This is a genomic window from Vibrio sp. E150_011, from assembly GCF_053544015.1.
The window spans coordinates 1-17,856 of record NZ_JBHFOL010000019.1 but is presented as its reverse complement, the minus strand read 5'-3'; the positions used below and the strand labels follow the sequence as shown (position 1 = coordinate 17,856).

Genomic DNA, 17,856 nt, shown 5'->3' with positions numbered 1-17,856 from the left:
TGGGGCTGCTTACGCTAAACCTAAGATGATGGCTTGTACTACTAAAAACAAAAAACGGAGCCTAAGCTCCGTTTTTTTGTGATCGGTTAAACCTAGAGATTAACGAGCACGGAAGACGATGCGACCTTTAGATAGGTCGTATGGAGTCATCTCTACAGTTACTTTGTCACCAGTAAGGATACGGATGTAGTTTTTACGCATCTTACCAGAGATGTGAGCTGTAACTACGTGACCGTTTTCTAGTTCAACACGGAACATTGTGTTTGGTAGAGTATCAAGAACAGTGCCTTGCAACTCAATTACGTCTTCTTTAGCCATTGAACCCTCTTTCGAAATGTGGCGCTTTTAACGGTCTGCATTGTGCCGTCAAAATCTTTATAAGTAAAGTTGTCGCGTATTCTACCCTTGCCACCGCTGATTTACTAGCCTTTGATGACGTTGGAAGCGGGTTTTATAGTTCATTGCGGAACATTGGTCGATTTGATACCCCAAATATAGCCATTGTTTATCATATTGTTGGCAGTATTGTGCTTGAAAGAGTACGGCAAGCGTTCCTAAGGACAACGAGATGTCAGGGTCAAAAAAGGTGTAAAAAGCACTAGCACTGTTTTCTAAAATATCAGTAATGGCAACACCCACAAGTGTGTCACCGTCATAAATATGCAAAAAGTGCATTGTCATCCAGCCACATTTTGCAAAATCAAAGAACTGTTCTTTTTTAGGGGGGTACATACTGCCACTTGTGTGGCGAGCGTTAATATATTTGGCATAAAGCTCAAACCAGTTTTCATCGAGCTCTGAATTAATCCTCCAGGAGAGGTGCTTAGACTTGGCCAAAAGGCGTTTTTGGCTTTTTGTTGGTTTGAAATCAGGGATAGCGACTCTAAGTGCCTGACAAGATTGGCAGTGATCGCATTGGGGTTTATAAATGACATCACCACTGCGTCGAAACCCGTTAGCCAGTAACATCTCGAAGTGTTGTTCGTCATGACAATATTTTTCTAAAACGATAGCAACTCGTTCATCCTGGCCTTTGAGGTAACTACAGGGTTGATTGGTCGTTAAGCCAATACGGATTTGCTGTGAAGCCATATTCATTTGCTTGCTTCCTCACGTTTTATTGACGTCGTTGAGTGGCTGACTTTGATTTCTTGACGGTGGTAGCAGCCTTTGTCCATTGCCACTTCTCTACGCTGATGGAGATTTTCGATAAACGTTTCTCTCGTCAATTCTATTGCCCCCAGTGACTCTAAGTGAGGATTCATTACTTGGCAGTCAATGAGTGTGCCGCCATGACGCATGAAATGCTGACAAAAATACCAAAGTGCAATTTTGGATGCGTTTGTTTTTAGGGAAAACATTGACTCGCCACAAAACAAAGTGCCGATGGAGAGTCCATAAAGGCCACCCACCAAGGTATCCTCGTCCCAAACCTCGACTGAATGGCAATGTCCCTGCTTAGACAATGCAATGTAAGCGCGCCGCATGTCTTGGTTTAACCACGTTTCTTCTGCAGGACGGGTGCTGGAACAATAATTGATGACCTGTTCTGTTGCTGCATTAATCGTGATGCGATATTGCGCTTTTTTTTGAAATTTCTTCAGGCTTCGCGACGGTGTGAATTGGGTGGGGACAAACACCGCTCGCGGGGCTGGGCTCCACCACAATAAAGGTTCGTTAGGCCCAAACCATGGAAACACACCATGACGGTAGGCATTTAAAATTCTTTGTGGATTGAGATCGCCACCAAAAGCGAGTAACCCATTTGGGTCTTGCAGTGCTTCAAATGGAGAAGGAAAGTCAAAGCAGTCAGGGCCGAGTTCAGGTAGATAGATAGTCATGATAATAAGTTTAGATGCTCTTGCCGTAATTATACGTTATTTTCGCAAGTTATACGCGCGCAATCAGTACTAGCTAGCTAGTACTGATTGCGCAAAAGGTAGGCGGTTTCAGCGGATAAAAGCTGGTGTTATCCGTGTAATTTGGGTACGCTGCTTTTACGAAGAATGACGATGACATTCGTTGCAGGACATACGATGTCAGTAAAGGATTAGATACAGCTAATGGAAAGTTTAACACTCCAACCCATCAATAAAGTCTCCGGAACCGTAAACCTTCCTGGTTCAAAAAGTGTTTCCAATCGCGCATTGTTGTTGGCGGCTTTAGCTCAAGGTACGACGACATTAACCAATCTTTTGGACAGTGATGACATCAAGCACATGTTGAACGCATTAACGGCGCTCGGTGTCAGCTATGAATTGTCAGATGATAAGAAACAGTGTGTTGTGAACGGATTAGGTCGACCTTTTTCTGTGAGTCAAATGACGGAATTATTCTTGGGCAACGCAGGTACTGCGATGCGTCCACTTGCTGCAGCATTATGTCTGGGGCAGGGTGAGTATGTCCTAACTGGCGAACCAAGAATGAAAGAGCGCCCAATTGGACACTTGGTTGACGCATTGACTCAGGCTGGTGCGCGAGTTGAGTATCTAGAAAACGAAAATTATCCACCGCTAAAACTGTATGGTACCGGTCTGAAAGGTGGAAAAGTGACGATTGATGGCTCTATTTCTAGTCAGTTTCTTACGGCATTTTTAATGTCAGCGCCGTTTGCTGAATCAGACGTTACTATCGAAATTGACGGTGAACTCGTTTCTAAGCCTTACATCGATATTACACTGCATATTATGCAGCAATTTGGTGTTGTGGTAGAGAATAATAATTATCAAACCTTCGTCATTAGAAGCGGGCAGCAATACCGCTCTCCTGGTCAATTTTTAGTGGAAGGCGATGCGTCTTCAGCCTCTTATTTTTTAGCGGCGGCAGCGATAAAAGGTGGCGAAATTAAAGTCACAGGTATCGGTAAAAATAGCATTCAAGGTGATATCCGTTTTGCTGACGCATTGGAAAAAATGGGTGCGGAAATTGAATGGGGAGAGGATTATATTACGTGTCGTAGAGGCGAACTTGTTGGCATCGATATGGATTACAACCATATTCCCGATGCGGCCATGACTATCGCAACAACCGCGTTGTTTGCAACGGGTAAGACTGTGATTCGTAACGTTTATAACTGGCGTGTTAAAGAAACCGATCGATTAGCTGCGATGGCCACTGAGCTTAGAAAAGTAGGGGCGGTTGTTGAAGAGGGGGAGGACTATATCATTGTCGAACCTGTGGCTAAATTGACGCATGCGACGATTGACACTTATGATGATCATAGGATGGCCATGTGCTTTTCATTGGTGGCGCTTAGTGATACACCTGTCACGATTAATGACCCTAAGTGCACATCGAAAACATTCCCGGATTATTTCGAAAAATTGGCTGAATTGAGCCACTAACGAATATGATTTAAATAAAGCGCCCATTCAGGGCGCTTTATTATTTCAGGGTGAATTCTTTAGAGAGATGGTGAGCTAAGTACTTAAACATGTTGAACACGGCGGTGGTATTTGGCGTTGGTAATCCTTGCTCATCGAGAAAATAATGCCCCTTGAAAACCAGAACCTCTTCTTTTTCTTCTACACTCTCTGCACGCATGCCTTCCAAATAGTCGTCATGCTCTTGAATTATTTGGTTTGCGATTAGCAATAAATCAAACTCGGAAATGGGTTGTTTCTCGGACATATAAGCGCTCTCAATCATTAGTTAATATCCGATAGTGTATTGAGGTGTAGGGGGTTTGCAAGTGCTAAGTTGCGGCCTAGAATGCCGGGTATTATGTGATAAGAAACAAATTTTGATTATCAACACTAGTCACAGCAAGGGTATGGCGTTTAGTATGGCGCCAGTGTTTCAACGTGTAAACTCGGTTCGATCGGACATTTGTCGAGCGATTAGAATACAATTGTAAAAAAACAGGTTGATCTTCTTTTGTTCTCGCTCAATAGTAAAAAGAAGCATAAATTTCGAACATCGTGCGATTAATACTCGCAATGTGATATAGGACGTTAGTGTCATTATGGGAAAGTCACTGGTTATAGTGGAGTCACCCGCTAAGGCTAAAACCATCAACAAATACCTAGGTAAAGACTTTGTAGTGAAGTCGAGTGTGGGTCACGTACGTGATTTACCTACCGCAGGTCAAAGTACTGGTAAAAAAGCAGCGGCAGTCTCAACCAAAGGTTTAAGTGTCGAAGAAAAGGCACGAATTAAAAAAATAAAAGATAAAAAAGCGCTCGTTAAAAAAATGGGTATCGACCCATACAGCGATTGGGACGCAAACTACCAAATCTTGCCTGGCAAAGAAAAAGTGGTTGCTGAGCTCCAAAAATTAGCGAAAGACGCAGACTACGTTTATCTCGCAACCGATTTGGACCGCGAGGGAGAAGCTATCGCATGGCACCTTCGTGAGATCATCGGTGGCGATGAACAGCGATATAAACGAGTCGTTTTTAACGAAATTACTAAAAACGCAATCCAACAAGCCTTTGAGACTCCAGGCGAGCTCAATATGGATGGCGTTAATGCACAACAGGCACGTCGATTCTTAGACCGTGTTGTTGGCTTTATGGTCTCGCCGCTGCTTTGGAAAAAAGTGGCTAGAGGCTTGTCAGCAGGTCGAGTCCAATCGGTCGCCGTTAAGCTATTGGTTGAAAGAGAACGCGAGATCAACGCGTTTATTCCTGAAGAGTTTTGGGATATTCACGCTGATACGAAAACAGCGAATAACACGGATTTCCGTTTATTAGTTGCCCAAAAAGATGGCAAAGCGTTTAAGCCGACGAATGAAACCGAGGCAAACGCAGCGACATCCGTGTTGGAAAAGGCCGCTTATGAGGTATGTAAGCGAGAAGACCGACCAACACAGAGTAAGCCATCGGCGCCTTACATTACGTCAACACTTCAGCAGGCTGCGAGTACCCGTCTTGGATATGGTGTTAAAAAGACCATGATGTTGGCGCAGCGTCTCTATGAAGGTGGTTACATCACCTACATGCGTACCGACTCAACAAACTTGAGTTCAGAGGCTGTCGATACACTGCGAGATTATATCAACAGTGAATTTGGCGCAGAGTACTTACCGGACAATGCTCTACGCTACGGAAGCAAAGAAGGGGCGCAAGAGGCGCACGAAGCGATTCGTCCTTCAGATGTTACGGTCAAAGTTGATGATTTACAGGGTATGGAAGCAGATGCTCATAAACTGTACTCACTGATTTGGAACCAATTTGTCGCGTGTCAAATGACACCTGCAAAATATGACTCAACAACCGTGAGCGTCAAAGCAGAGGGTTTCACCCTGAAAGCGAAAGGTCGTATTCTTAAGTTTGATGGTTGGACTCGTGTTCAACGCCCAATGGGTAAAAACGAAGATGCGATTCTACCTGCGGTAAAAGTAGGGGATAAGCTTGATTTAGTCGCTTTGGATCCAAAGCAACACTTTACCAAGCCGCCAGCTCGATTCACTGAAGCTGCGTTGGTTAAAGAGTTAGAGAAAAAAGGCATTGGTCGCCCATCGACGTATGCATCGATTATCTCGACTATCCAAGACCGTGGCTACGTAAAAGTAGAACAGCGTCGTTTCTATGCTGAGAAAATGGGAGAGATTGTTACCGATCGCCTGAACTACAGCTTTGATGATTTGATGAACTATGACTTTACGGCTCGAATGGAGCAAAAGCTCGATCAAATCGCTGAAGGTGAAACCAGTTGGAAAGGCGTTCTTAACGACTTCTTTAATGAGTTTACCACCGATCTTGAGAAAGCAGAGCTTGATGAAGATACGGGAGGAATGAAGCCTAACCATATCGTCGAAACCGACATCGAGTGTCCGACATGTTCTCGTCCAATGGGTATACGTACCGCATCAACGGGTGTGTTCTTGGGATGCTCTGGTTATGCTTTACCACCCAAAGAGCGCTGTAAAACAACGATCAACCTTGGTGATGAAGAGGGCGTCGTCAACGTTCTAGAAGAAGATGTTGAAACGGCCGCGTTGCGAGCGAAGAAACGTTGCCCAATCTGTGAAACGGCGATGGATGCTTACCTCATTGATGATAAGCGTAAGCTTCATGTATGTGGTAATAACCCGAATTGTGAAGGTTATGTCGTTGAGCATGGCGAGTACAAGGTTAAGGGTTATGATGGCCCAACGGTTGAATGTGACAAATGTGGCTCTGAAATGGTGTTGAAAAACGGCCGATTCGGAAAATACATGGGTTGTACGAACGAGGAATGTAAAAATACTCGTAAAATTCTTAGGAACGGTGAGGTTGCGCCACCTAAAGAAGACCCGGTTCATTTCCCTGAGCTACCTTGTGAAAACTCAGATGCGTACTTCGTGTTACGTGACGGAGCATCTGGTTTGTTCATGGCAGCGAGTAACTTCCCTAAATCAAGGGAAACACGTGCGCCGCTTGTCAGTGAACTTGCGCAGTATAAAGAACGTATCTCGCCTAAGTTCCATTACTTAGCCGATGCGCCTGCAGCAGACCCAGATGGCCGTCCAGCTGTTGTTCGTTTTAGCCGTAAGACGAAAGAGAACTATGTTCGTTCCGAAGAAGATGGTAAACCATCAGGTTGGACCGGATTGTTCGTAGACGGGAAGTGGGAGATTACGGATAAACGTAAGAAACCCAAAAAAGAAGCGTAGATAACTATAAAAACAGCACCTTAGGGTGCTGTTTTTTTATGTCCGTAATAAACGTAGGTTAGGGATCAAGACGTAGCGATACAGTCCGTATATCATCGATTATTTTATAAAACATAAGCTGGTATATCTATAACAATAAATTATGTTAAGGTGACTCTGCTGTTAACCTATTGTGTTTAAAATGTGACTTAACAATGATATTTTGTGACCAATGCCAAGTGCTGAAATGCAATTAGGTTCCATCAAGCATAATGACATATTTTGGGTTGTAATCTTTTTTCAACACGATAATTTAGAACGAAACCATACGCAGATTATGGTTCTAACAAACTCTATTTGTGCGACTACCTTTAGCATCGCGCACTTTGATATACAGATTCAACGTTTGAGTGTTCGATGCCAACATCGACATCATCATCCGTGACTAATAAAGTCAGACTCCCCCGTCCAAGAGACAAGTCTGGCGACAATGATAACGCTATAAAACGGAGAATATAATGGCTGGTGTATTAGGAATGATTCTTGCTGGTGGCGAAGGGTCTCGCCTTCGTCCTTTAACTGAATCTCGCACGAAACCTGCGGTGCCTTTTGGAGGCAGTTATCGTTTAATCGATTTTGCCCTTAATAATTTTATCAATGCGGATCTAATGCGTATCTACGTATTAACGCAATTCAAATCTCAGTCGCTGTATCAGCATATGAGAAAGGGTTGGAACCTTGCCGGTATTACAGACCGCTTCATCGACCCAATCCCTGCACAAATGCGTGATGGTAAACGTTGGTATGAAGGTACAGCGGATGCTATCTATCAGAATATTAGCTTTATTGAGCTGTCTACCCCAGACCAAGTGTGCATCTTCGGCTCTGACCATATCTATAAAATGGATATCCGCCAAATGCTCGATTTCCATAAAAGAGTCGATGCAAAACTGACGGTATCTGCACTGCGTATGCCATTGTCAGAAGCCTCAGAGTTTGGCGTGATTGAAGTGGACGAAACAGGCAAGATGATTGGCTTTGAAGAAAAACCATCGAACCCGAAATCGATTCCAGGCCACCCTGATATGGCATTAATATCAATGGGTAACTACATCTTTGACGCCGACACTTTGTGTACAGAGCTAAAGCTTGATGCGGACAATACTGAATCAAGCCATGACTTTGGTAAAGACATTATCCCTAAGATGTTTCCTGAAGGTGAAGTCTATGTTTATGACTTCTCAACCAATAAAATCAGCGGTGAAAAAGGAACCACTTATTGGCGTGATGTAGGTTCGATTGACTCGTACTGGTCAGCTCATATGGATTTACTTGAACATGATCCTGATTTTTCATTGTACAACCGTAAATGGCCTCTACATACCTTTTATCCACCACTGCCACCAGCCACATTTATCGATGCAGAAGACCGTAAAGTGAAAGTGACTGACAGCTTAATTGCTGGAGGAAGTTATATTCAAGGTGCTTCCATTTATAAGTCGGTGCTCGGTTACCGAAGTAATATTGCCGCAGGCACTAAGATCAGTGAATCGGTCATCATAGGTGATGTAAAAATCGGTGCAGGGTGTACAATCAAGAACGCAATTATCGATAAAAATGTAGAGATTGCCCCTGGGACAGTGATTGGTGAAGATCTAGAGTTGGATGCGAAACGCTTCCACGTGTCTCCAGGTGGCATTGTTGTCATCAAAAAAGGGACAAAAGTTGGATTCTAGAATGAGAAACATAGATGTATGGTTTCCAGTTTCAGAAGCTCAAGGACTTGTAAAAAGTGGGGGCTTGGCTGATGTTGCCAAAGCCCTGCCTAAGGCATTGCAAGAGCTCGGGAAATCAGTTGCTATCACATTACCTGGTTATCAAACCTTACCGAATAAGCAAGATTATGAGTGTGTTCTATCGACAGAGTTAGAGCATTGGCCTCATACGGCTTATCAGGTCAAGAAAACTGAGCTCGACGGTGTCGATGTTTATGTCATTGAATGTGATAAATATTTTGACCGTCCAGAGTTGTATGCAGAACATAACCGGGCGTACGCTGACAATGGCGAAAGATTTAGCTTTTTTTCAGCCGCGAGCCTCGATGTGTTGCCTAAGCTTGGTATTAAACCTGCGGTAGTGCATGCGAATGATTGGCATACCAGTTTGGTGCCGTTTTTGCTTAAAACTCGATACGGTAGCGATGACCGTTTCAAGGATGTGAAGTCAGTTCTGACCGTTCACAATGCAATATTCAAAGGTATTTTTTCTTATAGCCAACTAGAAATTATCCCTGAACTTAATCTTTCCGGCATGGAGTTCCTGCAATACGGTGAAGGTTGGGTCAGTATGTTGCGAGCTGGCATTGCGTTTGCCGACAAAGTGAACGCGGTTAGCCCAAATTACGCTGCCGAGCTGGTTACCCCTCTGGGTTCTCATGGTCTAGTCGATGATTTTGTTCATCGTGCCAAAGACCTACACGGTATCGTAAATGGTTGTGATTATTCGGAGTGGGATCCGAGGAACGATGAGTTCTTACCGGTTAGCTATGAAGCCGAATTAGCGAGTATGCTAAAAGGTAAACTCGCGTCCAAAACGTTATTACAACAAGAGCTGAACCTGCCTGAGACTAATGTTCCTATGGTCGGGATGGTATGTCGTCTGACCCACCAAAAAGGGTTTCATTATATCCTGCCTATCTTAGAGAAGTTTCTCAAAAACGATGTGCAGATGGTTATTATTGGAACGGGTGAGTCTCAGATTGCGTCCCATTTACGTGATGTTGCCGCCGAGTATCCAGACAAATTGGCATTTGTAGAAGCCTATAGCAATCGCTTTGCTCATCTCGTAGAAGCGGGTTCGGATTTCTTCTTGATGCCATCTGAGTTTGAGGCTTGTGGGCTAAACCAGTTGTACAGTATGGCCTACGGCACCTTGCCTATCATTCGTAAGGTTGGTGGACTCAAAGATACAGTGATTGATTTTGATGATAACCCATCAGAAGCTACTGGCTTTGGTTTCGAAGAGCCGTGTCATGATGCGTTGCTTATTGTGTTGCAAAGGGCGCTGCTTTTTTATCTACAACAACCAGATGAAATGCATAATATCCAACTAAGAGCGATGCGTCGCGACTTCAGTTGGTTAGAGTCAGCAAAAGAATACAATAAAATGTATGAGATAGCGCTGCATCAACATTAATTTCGTTCCAACTCGAAAAGGCGACCTTAGGTCGCCTTTTTTATTTCCTGCCTATTTTTTCCGTTGCTTTTGTCAAGGACCGCTCTAGCTGGTTAACACTTCGAAATAATTTTCAAATAAATTATGTGCAGTTTTTAACAGCCGTTCCGTGAATTGTGATACCGTAATGCTCATCGCCATTACCTAAAAGATCCTATGTCAGAGAATCTACTGTTTCATAAAACTTACGCGCATCCTACGAGCAAAGAGTGGGTGGTGTTTGTACATGGTGCGGGTGGAAGTTCCTCGATTTGGTTTAAACAAATCAGAGCCTACAGAGAGCACTTTAATCTGCTGTTTGTCGATCTACGTGGGCATGGTAAGTCAAACGAGTTGATTAAAGATATTATGGCAAGTGGCTACACGTTTAAAAGTGTGACTATTGATATTCTTAAAGTGCTCGATCACCTTAAAATTCAATCGGCACACTTTGTTGGTATGTCACTTGGCACAATTATCGTCCGTAATATTGCTGAACTGGCCTCACCTCGAGTTCGTTCTATGGTGTTAGGGGGCGCTGTAACACGGTTTAATACCCGCTCACAGTTGCTTGTGAACCTAGGGAACTGGAGTAAGCATATTATCCCTTATATGTGGTTATATCGCTTATTCGCCTATATTGTTATGCCTCAGCGTGGACAAAAAGAATCTCGTCTTTTATTTGTGCGAGAAGCGAAGAAGCTGTGCCAGAAAGAATTTAAGAGATGGTACACGCTAACAACAGAGGTTAATCCACTTCATCGTTATTTCAAGGATAAAGAACTTCCTATTCCAACATTGTATTTAATGGGGGATAAAGACTATATGTTCATCCACCCAGTAAAAGAAATGGTAGCAGAGCATGAATCGAGCCGCTTGCTTGAAATTGAAAACTGCGGGCATGTCTGTAATGTCGAAAGACCAGATGAATTTAATAAACACTCCATCGCGTTTATTAAATCGGTACAGTAAAATAACCTTAAGTACTTTAATTGATGGTTAAGTGCTAACCGCTGAGTGCTAAGTGCTGACAGTTCCAGCATGCTCCAAACTGCGCTTCATTGAGCTCATTGCATTGTGGGCAGTGCCAGCTAGCTTGGTCGTGATTGTTCTCTTGTTGTTGCACCGCTAAGATTAACGATTTAGCTTTCGCCTCTTGGGATACTTCGTGTAACCAGATGTAAGGTAGGGAGCTTTCATCAAAAGGCACTTCGCCTCTCAATCCAAATACCCCCTCGCCACGTACCTCACACTGAACCCCTTCGGCAAACAGTTGCTGTTGCATGATATGTGTTTCGGTAGGATTATTACCTATGTATATCTTCATTTAGTCTGTACCTGGGGTGATTTTGAAAACCGAGCCATCGCCCATTTCGTGATTAAAGGAAATAACCCTAACAATGCAAAGGAAGCGAGAACAGCGGGTGATACTATGCCTGATAGACTGTCAATACTGGCGAGTTGGGTGCCTGCATTAAGGTAAACCGCAGTACCCGGTAGCATACCAAGTTGACTAACCAAATAGTATTTTGAAACGCGAATTGGGGTTAGCCCCATGAGTAGGTTAATTAGAAAAAATGGGAAAATAGGGATGAGTCTCAAAGAAAAAAGGTAAAAAGCACCATCCTTTTCAACGCCCTTGTTGATCGTCGCCAGTTTACCGCCGAACCGCTTTTGTACCCAATCACGTAGAAGAAAACGACTGCTAAGAAAAGCGAGCGTAGCGCCAATAGTACTTGCAAAAGAGACCAGCAATAAGCTCACCCAAAAACCAAATAACGCGGCGCCCAACAAAGTGACGACAGCGGCGCCTGGGACAGAGAAGGCGGTGATGGTGATATACAGAAAGAAATAGGTAAGCGCGGCAACCAAAAAATTATTGTCAATATAAGTGGCAAGCGCTGCCTGTTGTGCCTTGGCATTTTCTAACGTCAGGTATTGTCCAAACTCTACGCCTAGAAAAACAATAACGGCAACAAATCCTAAGCCCAATAACAATTTTTTACTCATGTCCTACTCCATGTCGATAATGCATCTTTAGTATAAGACACGAACATCGGAATTTAACTTTCAAACAGATAAAAAAAAATCAGCTAATGGGCTGATTTTTTTATAAGTAAGAGAGAACAAGTACTAATTGATATGATTGGCTAGCTCGTCGCGCTTGGCTTGTGGAATCACAGACCAGTGAGTACCATTAATCGCACCTTCTAACGCCCAAAGTAATTCGAGACCGACACTTGTCGAGTGTGTTTTTTGAATTGCCTTGAAGGCTTCAACGGATCCATGCTCTTGAAGTGAGTTCACCGATTCTATCCCCGCTTTTTTGAGCATGCGCTCTGTTGCAAGACGCAAATTCGGGAGATCTTTTAATCGGGTTGGTTTGCAGTCAGATTGTTTTACTTTTTCATCTTTTGCGTAATCCAACGCTGAGCGTGCATAGTTCAATATCAACTCACTGTCATTCCAGCTATCTTCAGGCAGGGCAAAATATTTTGTCACTACTGGGAATCCACGTTTTTTATAAACGTAAGGCTTGAAGCCGTTTTGCTTGAATGTCGCGACGGTTGTTGGGTTAGTTCTGATGTGTAATTTACTGTTCACTGCTAATGCAAACATCGTATCGTCAACAAAAATGCCAAATCCACCGAACATAGAGCGGGATTTGACTTTTCCAAGTTGAGCGAACAACTGCATCGAATTTTTTAATATTGGATTGTCCATATTTGTCTTTTCTCGGTGTTATTTGATTGTGTCACCAAAATCAGGTCCGAGAGTGTAGCAAACAGGCATCAATTCCTTGTTAAATTAAAAACAAGAATTCAGTGTCCTTTGCCATCGGTAACCCCGCTACCTACCATAAATGGTTTAGGCCGGAGGCTTTGCGTCCCAACTTTTCAGATGGTTTGCCCTGTGCGTGACTTTGTTAGAATAAAGAAAAAATGCGTTAATCTGCATTGAGATATAACTAAAGTGTGACGTTGCTTCAAAAATTAGGCGGGTATTTGTGCTTAAGAGGTAACATAAACTAACAATTAGGCGTCTAAAATCTGGGAACAAGATCAAAAAAAAGCGCCTAACTAGGCGCCTTTGTCATTTTGTTGTCAGGTTTTTGACAGAGTGGCGTTCAATTATCTCGGGGTGCATCTCAAATATACGTTTGTCATGACCTTTATCTTTTATGCGTTCTAGCAAAATCTCAAAGGCGTTCTTTCCGACACGACGTTTCGGTTGGTGAACCGTCGTCAGTGGTGGAGAAAAATACTCAGCAAGCTCAATGTTATCGTAACCAATCACAGAGATATCTTCTGGTACGTTCAAACCGAGTTGTTGTAAACGACTCATAAGGCCTAACGCCATCGTATCGTTAAAGCAGAACACGGCGCTTGGTCGTTCTTCCATTGCGGCAATACGATTCGCTGCGATGACCGCTGTGTCACACTCAAAGTTACCTTCAAATATACGGTCTTCTTTCATTTCGATGCCGGCTTCTGATAGCGCACGCTTGTAACCAATAATGCGTTCTTGGCACACCGCTTTTTCTAGGTGACCGCTCAAACATGCGATGTCCGTATGGCCTTTATCAATTAGGTATTTTGTGGCGAGATAACCACCTTCCTCCGAATTATCAATGATCTTATCTGCTTGCGAGCTCTCAGGACCCCAGTCCATGATCACTTTAGGAATATCGGAGTGACGATCAAGCATGCTAAGAAGCTCTTCTGTGAGATCTGAACACATGACGAGAATACCGTCGACGCGCTTCTCTGCTAGCATTCGAATGTAATCTCTCTGCTTTTCATACACGCCACCAGTGTTACACAGAATTAATGTGTAACCTTGACGATAGCAATAGCTTTCAACGCCATCGATAACCTCGGAGAAGAATAAGTTCGTTGATTGTGTAACCAACATACCGATGGTTTTCGTTGAGTTACATTTTAAGCTTCGCGCAACGGCGCTTGGCGCGTAATTGAGTTCTTCTACGGCGGCGTTGACTTTTTCTTGTGTGGCTTCGGCAACAAAACGTGTTTTGTTAATAACGTGAGACACAGTAGTAGTTGAAACGCCAGCTAGACGGGCGACATCTTTGATTGTTGCCATAGCTTTATCCTATTAGTAACGGCTTTTGCGTATGGTCAGCAAAAACGTCGTTGCGGTAATGCAGCTTTGTTTAATTAAAAAAGCGCTTTGGTGTATGGAATGCGTACCGAGTAAGTGAACCTAGTGACACATTGGATTCCAATTGTGGGTTAGCTATTCACCTGACAAGGACATAATAGCTAAAGATAGGAAAGCATGGGGCACTAAAATTTGGTTTTCGCATTGAAACGGCGGATTGTAATGCTAGTCGGTGACTCTAGCAACGTTTCAACCGACAAATTTGATGATAAATTAAAATTAATACGGGGTGACACCGCCACCTTGATTGATAGCGGTGTCTGCATCGGTTACTCAGCAGTTAAATAGTTAAGGTCTAACTGACAAAATGCAATGAGGAGTGTTGCTACCGCGGCGTAAAATCCAAATTCATCATACTCTTTACATTTTTTTTCGAATTGAGGCAGCCATGTCATCAAGTGCTGATTAAGGTAATCAGCTTGCTCTAATAATGCGTTGTTGATGTGCGCCTCGGACTCCAGTTCATTAGAACGAATAATAAGGTTGCCGAGAAAGTCCAACTCTATCGCGAGGTGATCGGCTGGCTCATTTAAGTCTTCAGAGACGGCGACATTGTGTTTTTTTAACAGCTCGGTCATGTCATTAGCCGGTTTATCATTGAGAAGACCTGATTCACCTATGTACATTGAGGCATAAGGTAATGCGCCATGCTTATCTGATTTAAGAAATAGGTCACAAAAATCTGCGGATAGCTCAAGTTGGGCGTCTTCTCGAGTCTGTAATCGGTTCAAGCCATCAATGAGTGTATTGATCGGCGCTTCGAGTGATGGGTTTTCACCGAGACCGCTCAAAAAAGAACGTATTTCGACACTGTGATATTTATCCAGTTCTTGTTGAGTAAGCTCTTTGGCAAATAGGCTAGAAAGCCACCAGTATATCTCTGCACGTTGTTCATTAAATGCTTTCAATTCTTGCATCTTGTTCTCTCCAAAAGTCTTGCCCTTATTTTAGACAATAAAAATGAACAGCAGTAAGGGCAATAATGAAAAAAATCGAACGTTTATGAAGATAAATGAATAAAAGAGCGGTTGATGGTTTTAAAGCGACACCAGATGGGCAAGGTTCTGATTGCATATAGTGGATAAAAAGTGTTCTTGTCTTGAATCAATAAAAACACGACTTTCTACACAATACCGTAATGTCCGCTAGAATTGTGACTAATTATGAATAGAATGGCTTCGGTCATAGATAGAATAGAAACGGTGAATATGAGTTATCACGTATTAGTAGTTGAAGATGATGTCGTTACGCGTAGCAAGTTGTCTGGTTACTTTGAGAGTGAAGGCTATTTAGTAAGCGAGGCTGAAAGCGGTGAAGAGATGCGACAAGTATTGCAGTCTTCCAGTGTCGACCTTGTCATGCTTGATATCAATCTTCCTGGTGAAGATGGTCTGATGTTAACTCGAGAGTTACGTAGCCAGTCTGATATCGGTATTATATTGGTAACAGGTCGTACTGATAGTATTGATCGGATCGTTGGCCTAGAAATGGGCGCAGATGACTATGTAACGAAACCGTTTGAATTAAGAGAATTATTGGTCAGAGTTAAAAACTTACTGTGGCGTATCGCCCAAGCTCGTAAGCAGCCCTTAATATCGCAAAGTGCCGAGAACGAGCATGTTGTGCACTTTGGGGAGTGGTTATTCGATAAACAACGCCGCTCATTAAGTTGCAATGGTGAACCAGTAAAACTGACAAAAGCCGAGTATGAGCTTTTAGTCGCGTTATCTACTTACCCTAATCAAGTTCTGAGTCGTGAGCGAATCTTGAACATGATCAGTCATCGAGTTGACGCGCCAAATGATCGCACTATTGATGTATTAATCCGACGTATGCGCACTAAAATGGAAGCGGATCCGAAAAACCCACAAATATTCATCACGGTTCATGGTGAAGGATATATGTTTGCGGGTGACTAGCGACTACGTTTAATTTAACGATGTAGGTTGCACTCTTTCACAAAAAATAGCGTGTCTCATCATTAAAAAACAGTACTCAATTGTAAAAAAAGCCAGGCGTTTAACACAGCCTGGCTTTTTACATCAATGTACTTAGATCCAGTGCACTTAGATCCAGTGCACTTAGAACCAGAGCACTTAGCGCCAGCGTACTTAGAACCACAGCAATTAGAGCGAGATGATATTATCCCTAGCTAAGGTTGAGCAGATTCTGCAGGTGGGCTAAGCGCCTTGTCAGAGTTAGTATCCACTGGCATGCCTTCATTTCCCTGTTCACCCTCAACGTTACTCTCTCCTACAACGGTTGCATCGTCGTCACCTTCTAACGTTGAAAGTGGATTATTTTCAGGCGTGAGCTCATCTGTAGACGACACTCCCTCGCTAGCAACCCAGTCACGTAACCTTTGCCATGCCAGCCCCATGGTTTCATGCCAGTATCGCTCTGTTTGTTCGAGGTAGCGAGCTTGTGGGGTATATTTTTGCCATGCTTGCTCAATATCTTTTTGGGCCAAAAAGTTAGTGGGCGCAGGGTAGGGTACTAAGCCTGCAGATTCAAACTCGTACATCGCTCTTTGCATATGACTGGCTGACGTCACAAGAACCAATTTTCTGTTTTTGACAAACGCGGTGGCTTGTCTCGCTTCTTCCCAGGTGTCTTTCGCGGTTTCAAGCAAAATAATCTCGGACTTAGCGACACCAAGTCCCAGTGCGACCTTCGCCATCATTCTTGCGTGGCTGACATCGGTGCCACCTGCGTATCCAGAGAGGATCATTTTTGCACCAGGGTACATACGCATAATTCGTATGCCTTCGCTGAGCCTCATAAGTGAGGTTCGACTAAGCTGCGACGTCGGAGGCAAGTCATCATCAACAGTATGACCCCCACCGAGCACCATGACATAGTCAATCGTTTCGTTGATCGGTAAGAAAGGCTTGTATTGACGCTCTAATGGCATCAATAATCGGCTTGACAAAGGTTGGAAGGCGATGAGAAAAATCCCACAAAGTGATACAAGAATAATCATGCATCCTATTCTGCGCCTTGCAGTAAACATAATAAGCGCGAGTCCCAAAAAACCTAGGATCAGCATAGCTGGCAAAGGCATTAGAAGGGATGACACGATTGTTTTCAGCTCAAACATAAACTAATAGTCCGAAAAAACACCACTTAACGCTAAAAAAGGAGCTTGCCCCTTTATTCCTGTCACTTATATGACAGAATAGCAGTCCGATTGGCTATCTTAACTTAATAAACCGTGATGCAAGACCGTAATTTCGACGATATCGCCCACAAATTTGCAAAAAATATTTACGGCTCAGAGAAGGGAGAAATACGCCAAACTATTGTTTGGGAAGACTTAACCCACGCTCTTGCCGTGTTGGATGATACTAGAAAAACACTGCAAATATTAGATGCAGGTGGTGGATTAGGGCAAGTTTCGCAAAGGCTTGCGGCAAGGGGACATCATGTCACCTTGTGTGACCTATCGTCCGAGATGCTGAAACTTGCAAGATCTGACGTGGAAAAAAAGGGTCTTCAGGCACAGTATCGCTGGGTCCACAGTGCGGTCCAAGATATTGATGAGCAGTTAGAAGGCCCCGTCGACCTTGTGTTGTTTCACGCCGTTATGGAATGGTTAGCTGACCCTAAATCAGCGCTTAAAACCGTATTAAGGCAAGTCAAACCCGGTGGCGTTGCCTCCATTATGTTCTATAACCATCATGGGTTGGTGTTTAAGAATGTCATTTGTGGCAATATCCCGCATGTGTTGGATGGAATGCCTCATAGAAAAAGATTTAAGCTTCAGCCGCAACAGGGGTTGAAGCCAGACGAGGTGTATCAGTGGATTGAGGAAGCGGGATTTATGATTCATGGTAAATCTGGCATTCGCTCATTTAGTGATTACATCGGCAATATGCAGTACA

17 protein-coding genes and 1 riboswitch are annotated in these 17,856 nt (G+C 43.4%); of the genes, 7 read left to right on the top strand and 10 right to left on the bottom strand.

The features are described 5' to 3' along the window. Nucleotides 1–99 precede the first annotated feature (99 nt). The 3 genes from infA to aat form a co-directional block, all read right to left on the bottom strand. Entirely contained in the window at nt 100–318 is a 219-nt protein-coding gene (gene infA / locus ACE1OE_RS20865) for a translation initiation factor IF-1 (RefSeq protein ID WP_005600159.1), read from the bottom strand. A gap of 81 nt (nt 319–399) precedes the next feature. Continuing rightward, nucleotides 400–1,098: an arginyltransferase gene (locus tag ACE1OE_RS20860; RefSeq protein WP_449212171.1), complete on the bottom strand. Its 699-nt coding sequence runs from the start codon at nt 1,096–1,098 to the stop codon at nt 400–402. Next, nucleotides 1,095–1,841, bottom strand: coding sequence for a leucyl/phenylalanyl-tRNA--protein transferase (gene aat / locus ACE1OE_RS20855; protein ID WP_449212170.1), 747 nt, complete (start codon nt 1,839–1,841; stop codon nt 1,095–1,097). The genes ACE1OE_RS20860 and aat overlap by 4 nt, the downstream gene beginning before the upstream one ends. A 222-nt stretch (nt 1,842–2,063) precedes the next feature. Between aat and aroA the strand changes: the two genes are divergently transcribed. Continuing rightward, nucleotides 2,064–3,344: a 3-phosphoshikimate 1-carboxyvinyltransferase gene (gene aroA / locus ACE1OE_RS20850; RefSeq protein ID WP_449212169.1), complete on the top strand. Its 1,281-nt coding sequence runs from the start codon at nt 2,064–2,066 to the stop codon at nt 3,342–3,344. Between the two features lie 40 nt (nt 3,345–3,384). Here the strand turns inward: aroA and ACE1OE_RS20845 are convergent, their stop codons facing one another. Continuing rightward, a complete protein-coding gene (locus tag ACE1OE_RS20845; protein WP_102471593.1) occupies nt 3,385–3,630 on the bottom strand; it encodes a YciN family protein in 246 nt (81 codons plus the stop codon). Nucleotides 3,631–3,964: 334 nt separating this feature from the next. Between ACE1OE_RS20845 and topA the strand changes: the two genes are divergently transcribed. The 4 genes from topA (at nt 3,965) to ACE1OE_RS20825 (ending at nt 10,762) form a co-directional block, all read left to right on the top strand. Beyond that, nucleotides 3,965–6,598, top strand: coding sequence for a type I DNA topoisomerase (gene topA / locus ACE1OE_RS20840; protein WP_449212168.1), 2,634 nt, complete (start codon nt 3,965–3,967; stop codon nt 6,596–6,598). 497 nt (nt 6,599–7,095) lie between these two features. After that, nucleotides 7,096–8,313, top strand: coding sequence for a glucose-1-phosphate adenylyltransferase (glgC, locus tag ACE1OE_RS20835; protein WP_102471398.1), 1,218 nt, complete (start codon nt 7,096–7,098; stop codon nt 8,311–8,313). 1 nt (nt 8,314) lies between these two features. Continuing rightward, nucleotides 8,315–9,772 (top strand): glycogen synthase GlgA, encoded by a 1,458-nt coding sequence (gene glgA / locus ACE1OE_RS20830; RefSeq protein ID WP_449212167.1) that lies wholly within the window; start codon nt 8,315–8,317, stop codon nt 9,770–9,772. Between the two features lie 195 nt (nt 9,773–9,967). Next, nucleotides 9,968–10,762 carry an alpha/beta fold hydrolase gene (locus ACE1OE_RS20825; protein WP_102471400.1) on the top strand — a complete coding sequence of 265 codons (795 nt, stop codon included), beginning with the start codon at nt 9,968–9,970 and terminating at the stop codon, nt 10,760–10,762. Nucleotides 10,763–10,796: 34 nt separating this feature from the next. Here ACE1OE_RS20825 and ACE1OE_RS20820 read toward each other — a convergent pair whose 3' ends face one another. The 5 genes from ACE1OE_RS20820 to torD form a co-directional block, all read right to left on the bottom strand. Further along, nucleotides 10,797–11,117, bottom strand: coding sequence for a DUF2007 domain-containing protein (locus tag ACE1OE_RS20820; protein WP_449212166.1), 321 nt, complete (start codon nt 11,115–11,117; stop codon nt 10,797–10,799). After that, nucleotides 11,114–11,800: a TVP38/TMEM64 family protein gene (locus tag ACE1OE_RS20815; RefSeq protein WP_372060856.1), complete on the bottom strand. Its 687-nt coding sequence runs from the start codon at nt 11,798–11,800 to the stop codon at nt 11,114–11,116. Before ACE1OE_RS20815 ends, ACE1OE_RS20820 begins: the two co-directional genes overlap by 4 nt. A 123-nt stretch (nt 11,801–11,923) precedes the next feature. Continuing rightward, nucleotides 11,924–12,514, bottom strand: a complete 591-nt coding sequence (locus ACE1OE_RS20810; RefSeq protein ID WP_449212165.1) for a TfoX/Sxy family DNA transformation protein — start codon at nt 12,512–12,514, stop codon at nt 11,924–11,926. A gap of 113 nt (nt 12,515–12,627) precedes the next feature. Further along, a riboswitch (cyclic di-GMP riboswitch) is annotated at nt 12,628–12,711 on the bottom strand. Between the two features lie 172 nt (nt 12,712–12,883). Then, a complete protein-coding gene (purR, locus tag ACE1OE_RS20805) occupies nt 12,884–13,894 on the bottom strand; it encodes an HTH-type transcriptional repressor PurR (protein WP_449212164.1) in 1,011 nt (336 codons plus the stop codon). A gap of 347 nt (nt 13,895–14,241) precedes the next feature. Continuing rightward, nucleotides 14,242–14,889 (bottom strand): molecular chaperone TorD, encoded by a 648-nt coding sequence (gene torD, locus ACE1OE_RS20800; RefSeq protein ID WP_449212163.1) that lies wholly within the window; start codon nt 14,887–14,889, stop codon nt 14,242–14,244. Nucleotides 14,890–15,180: 291 nt separating this feature from the next. Between torD and torR the strand changes: the two genes are divergently transcribed. Next, on the top strand, nt 15,181–15,891 hold the full coding sequence (gene torR, locus ACE1OE_RS20795; protein ID WP_102471594.1) for a two-component system response regulator TorR: 711 nt from the start codon (nt 15,181–15,183) through the stop codon (nt 15,889–15,891). Nucleotides 15,892–16,124: 233 nt separating this feature from the next. Here the strand turns inward: torR and elyC are convergent, their stop codons facing one another. Beyond that, nucleotides 16,125–17,072 carry an envelope biogenesis factor ElyC gene (gene elyC / locus ACE1OE_RS20790; RefSeq protein ID WP_449212162.1) on the bottom strand — a complete coding sequence of 316 codons (948 nt, stop codon included), beginning with the start codon at nt 17,070–17,072 and terminating at the stop codon, nt 16,125–16,127. Nucleotides 17,073–17,186: 114 nt separating this feature from the next. Here elyC and ACE1OE_RS20785 point away from each other — a divergent pair. Next, the coding region (locus tag ACE1OE_RS20785) for a methyltransferase domain-containing protein (RefSeq protein ID WP_449212161.1) at nt 17,187–17,856 on the top strand (670 nt) is incomplete at its 3' end.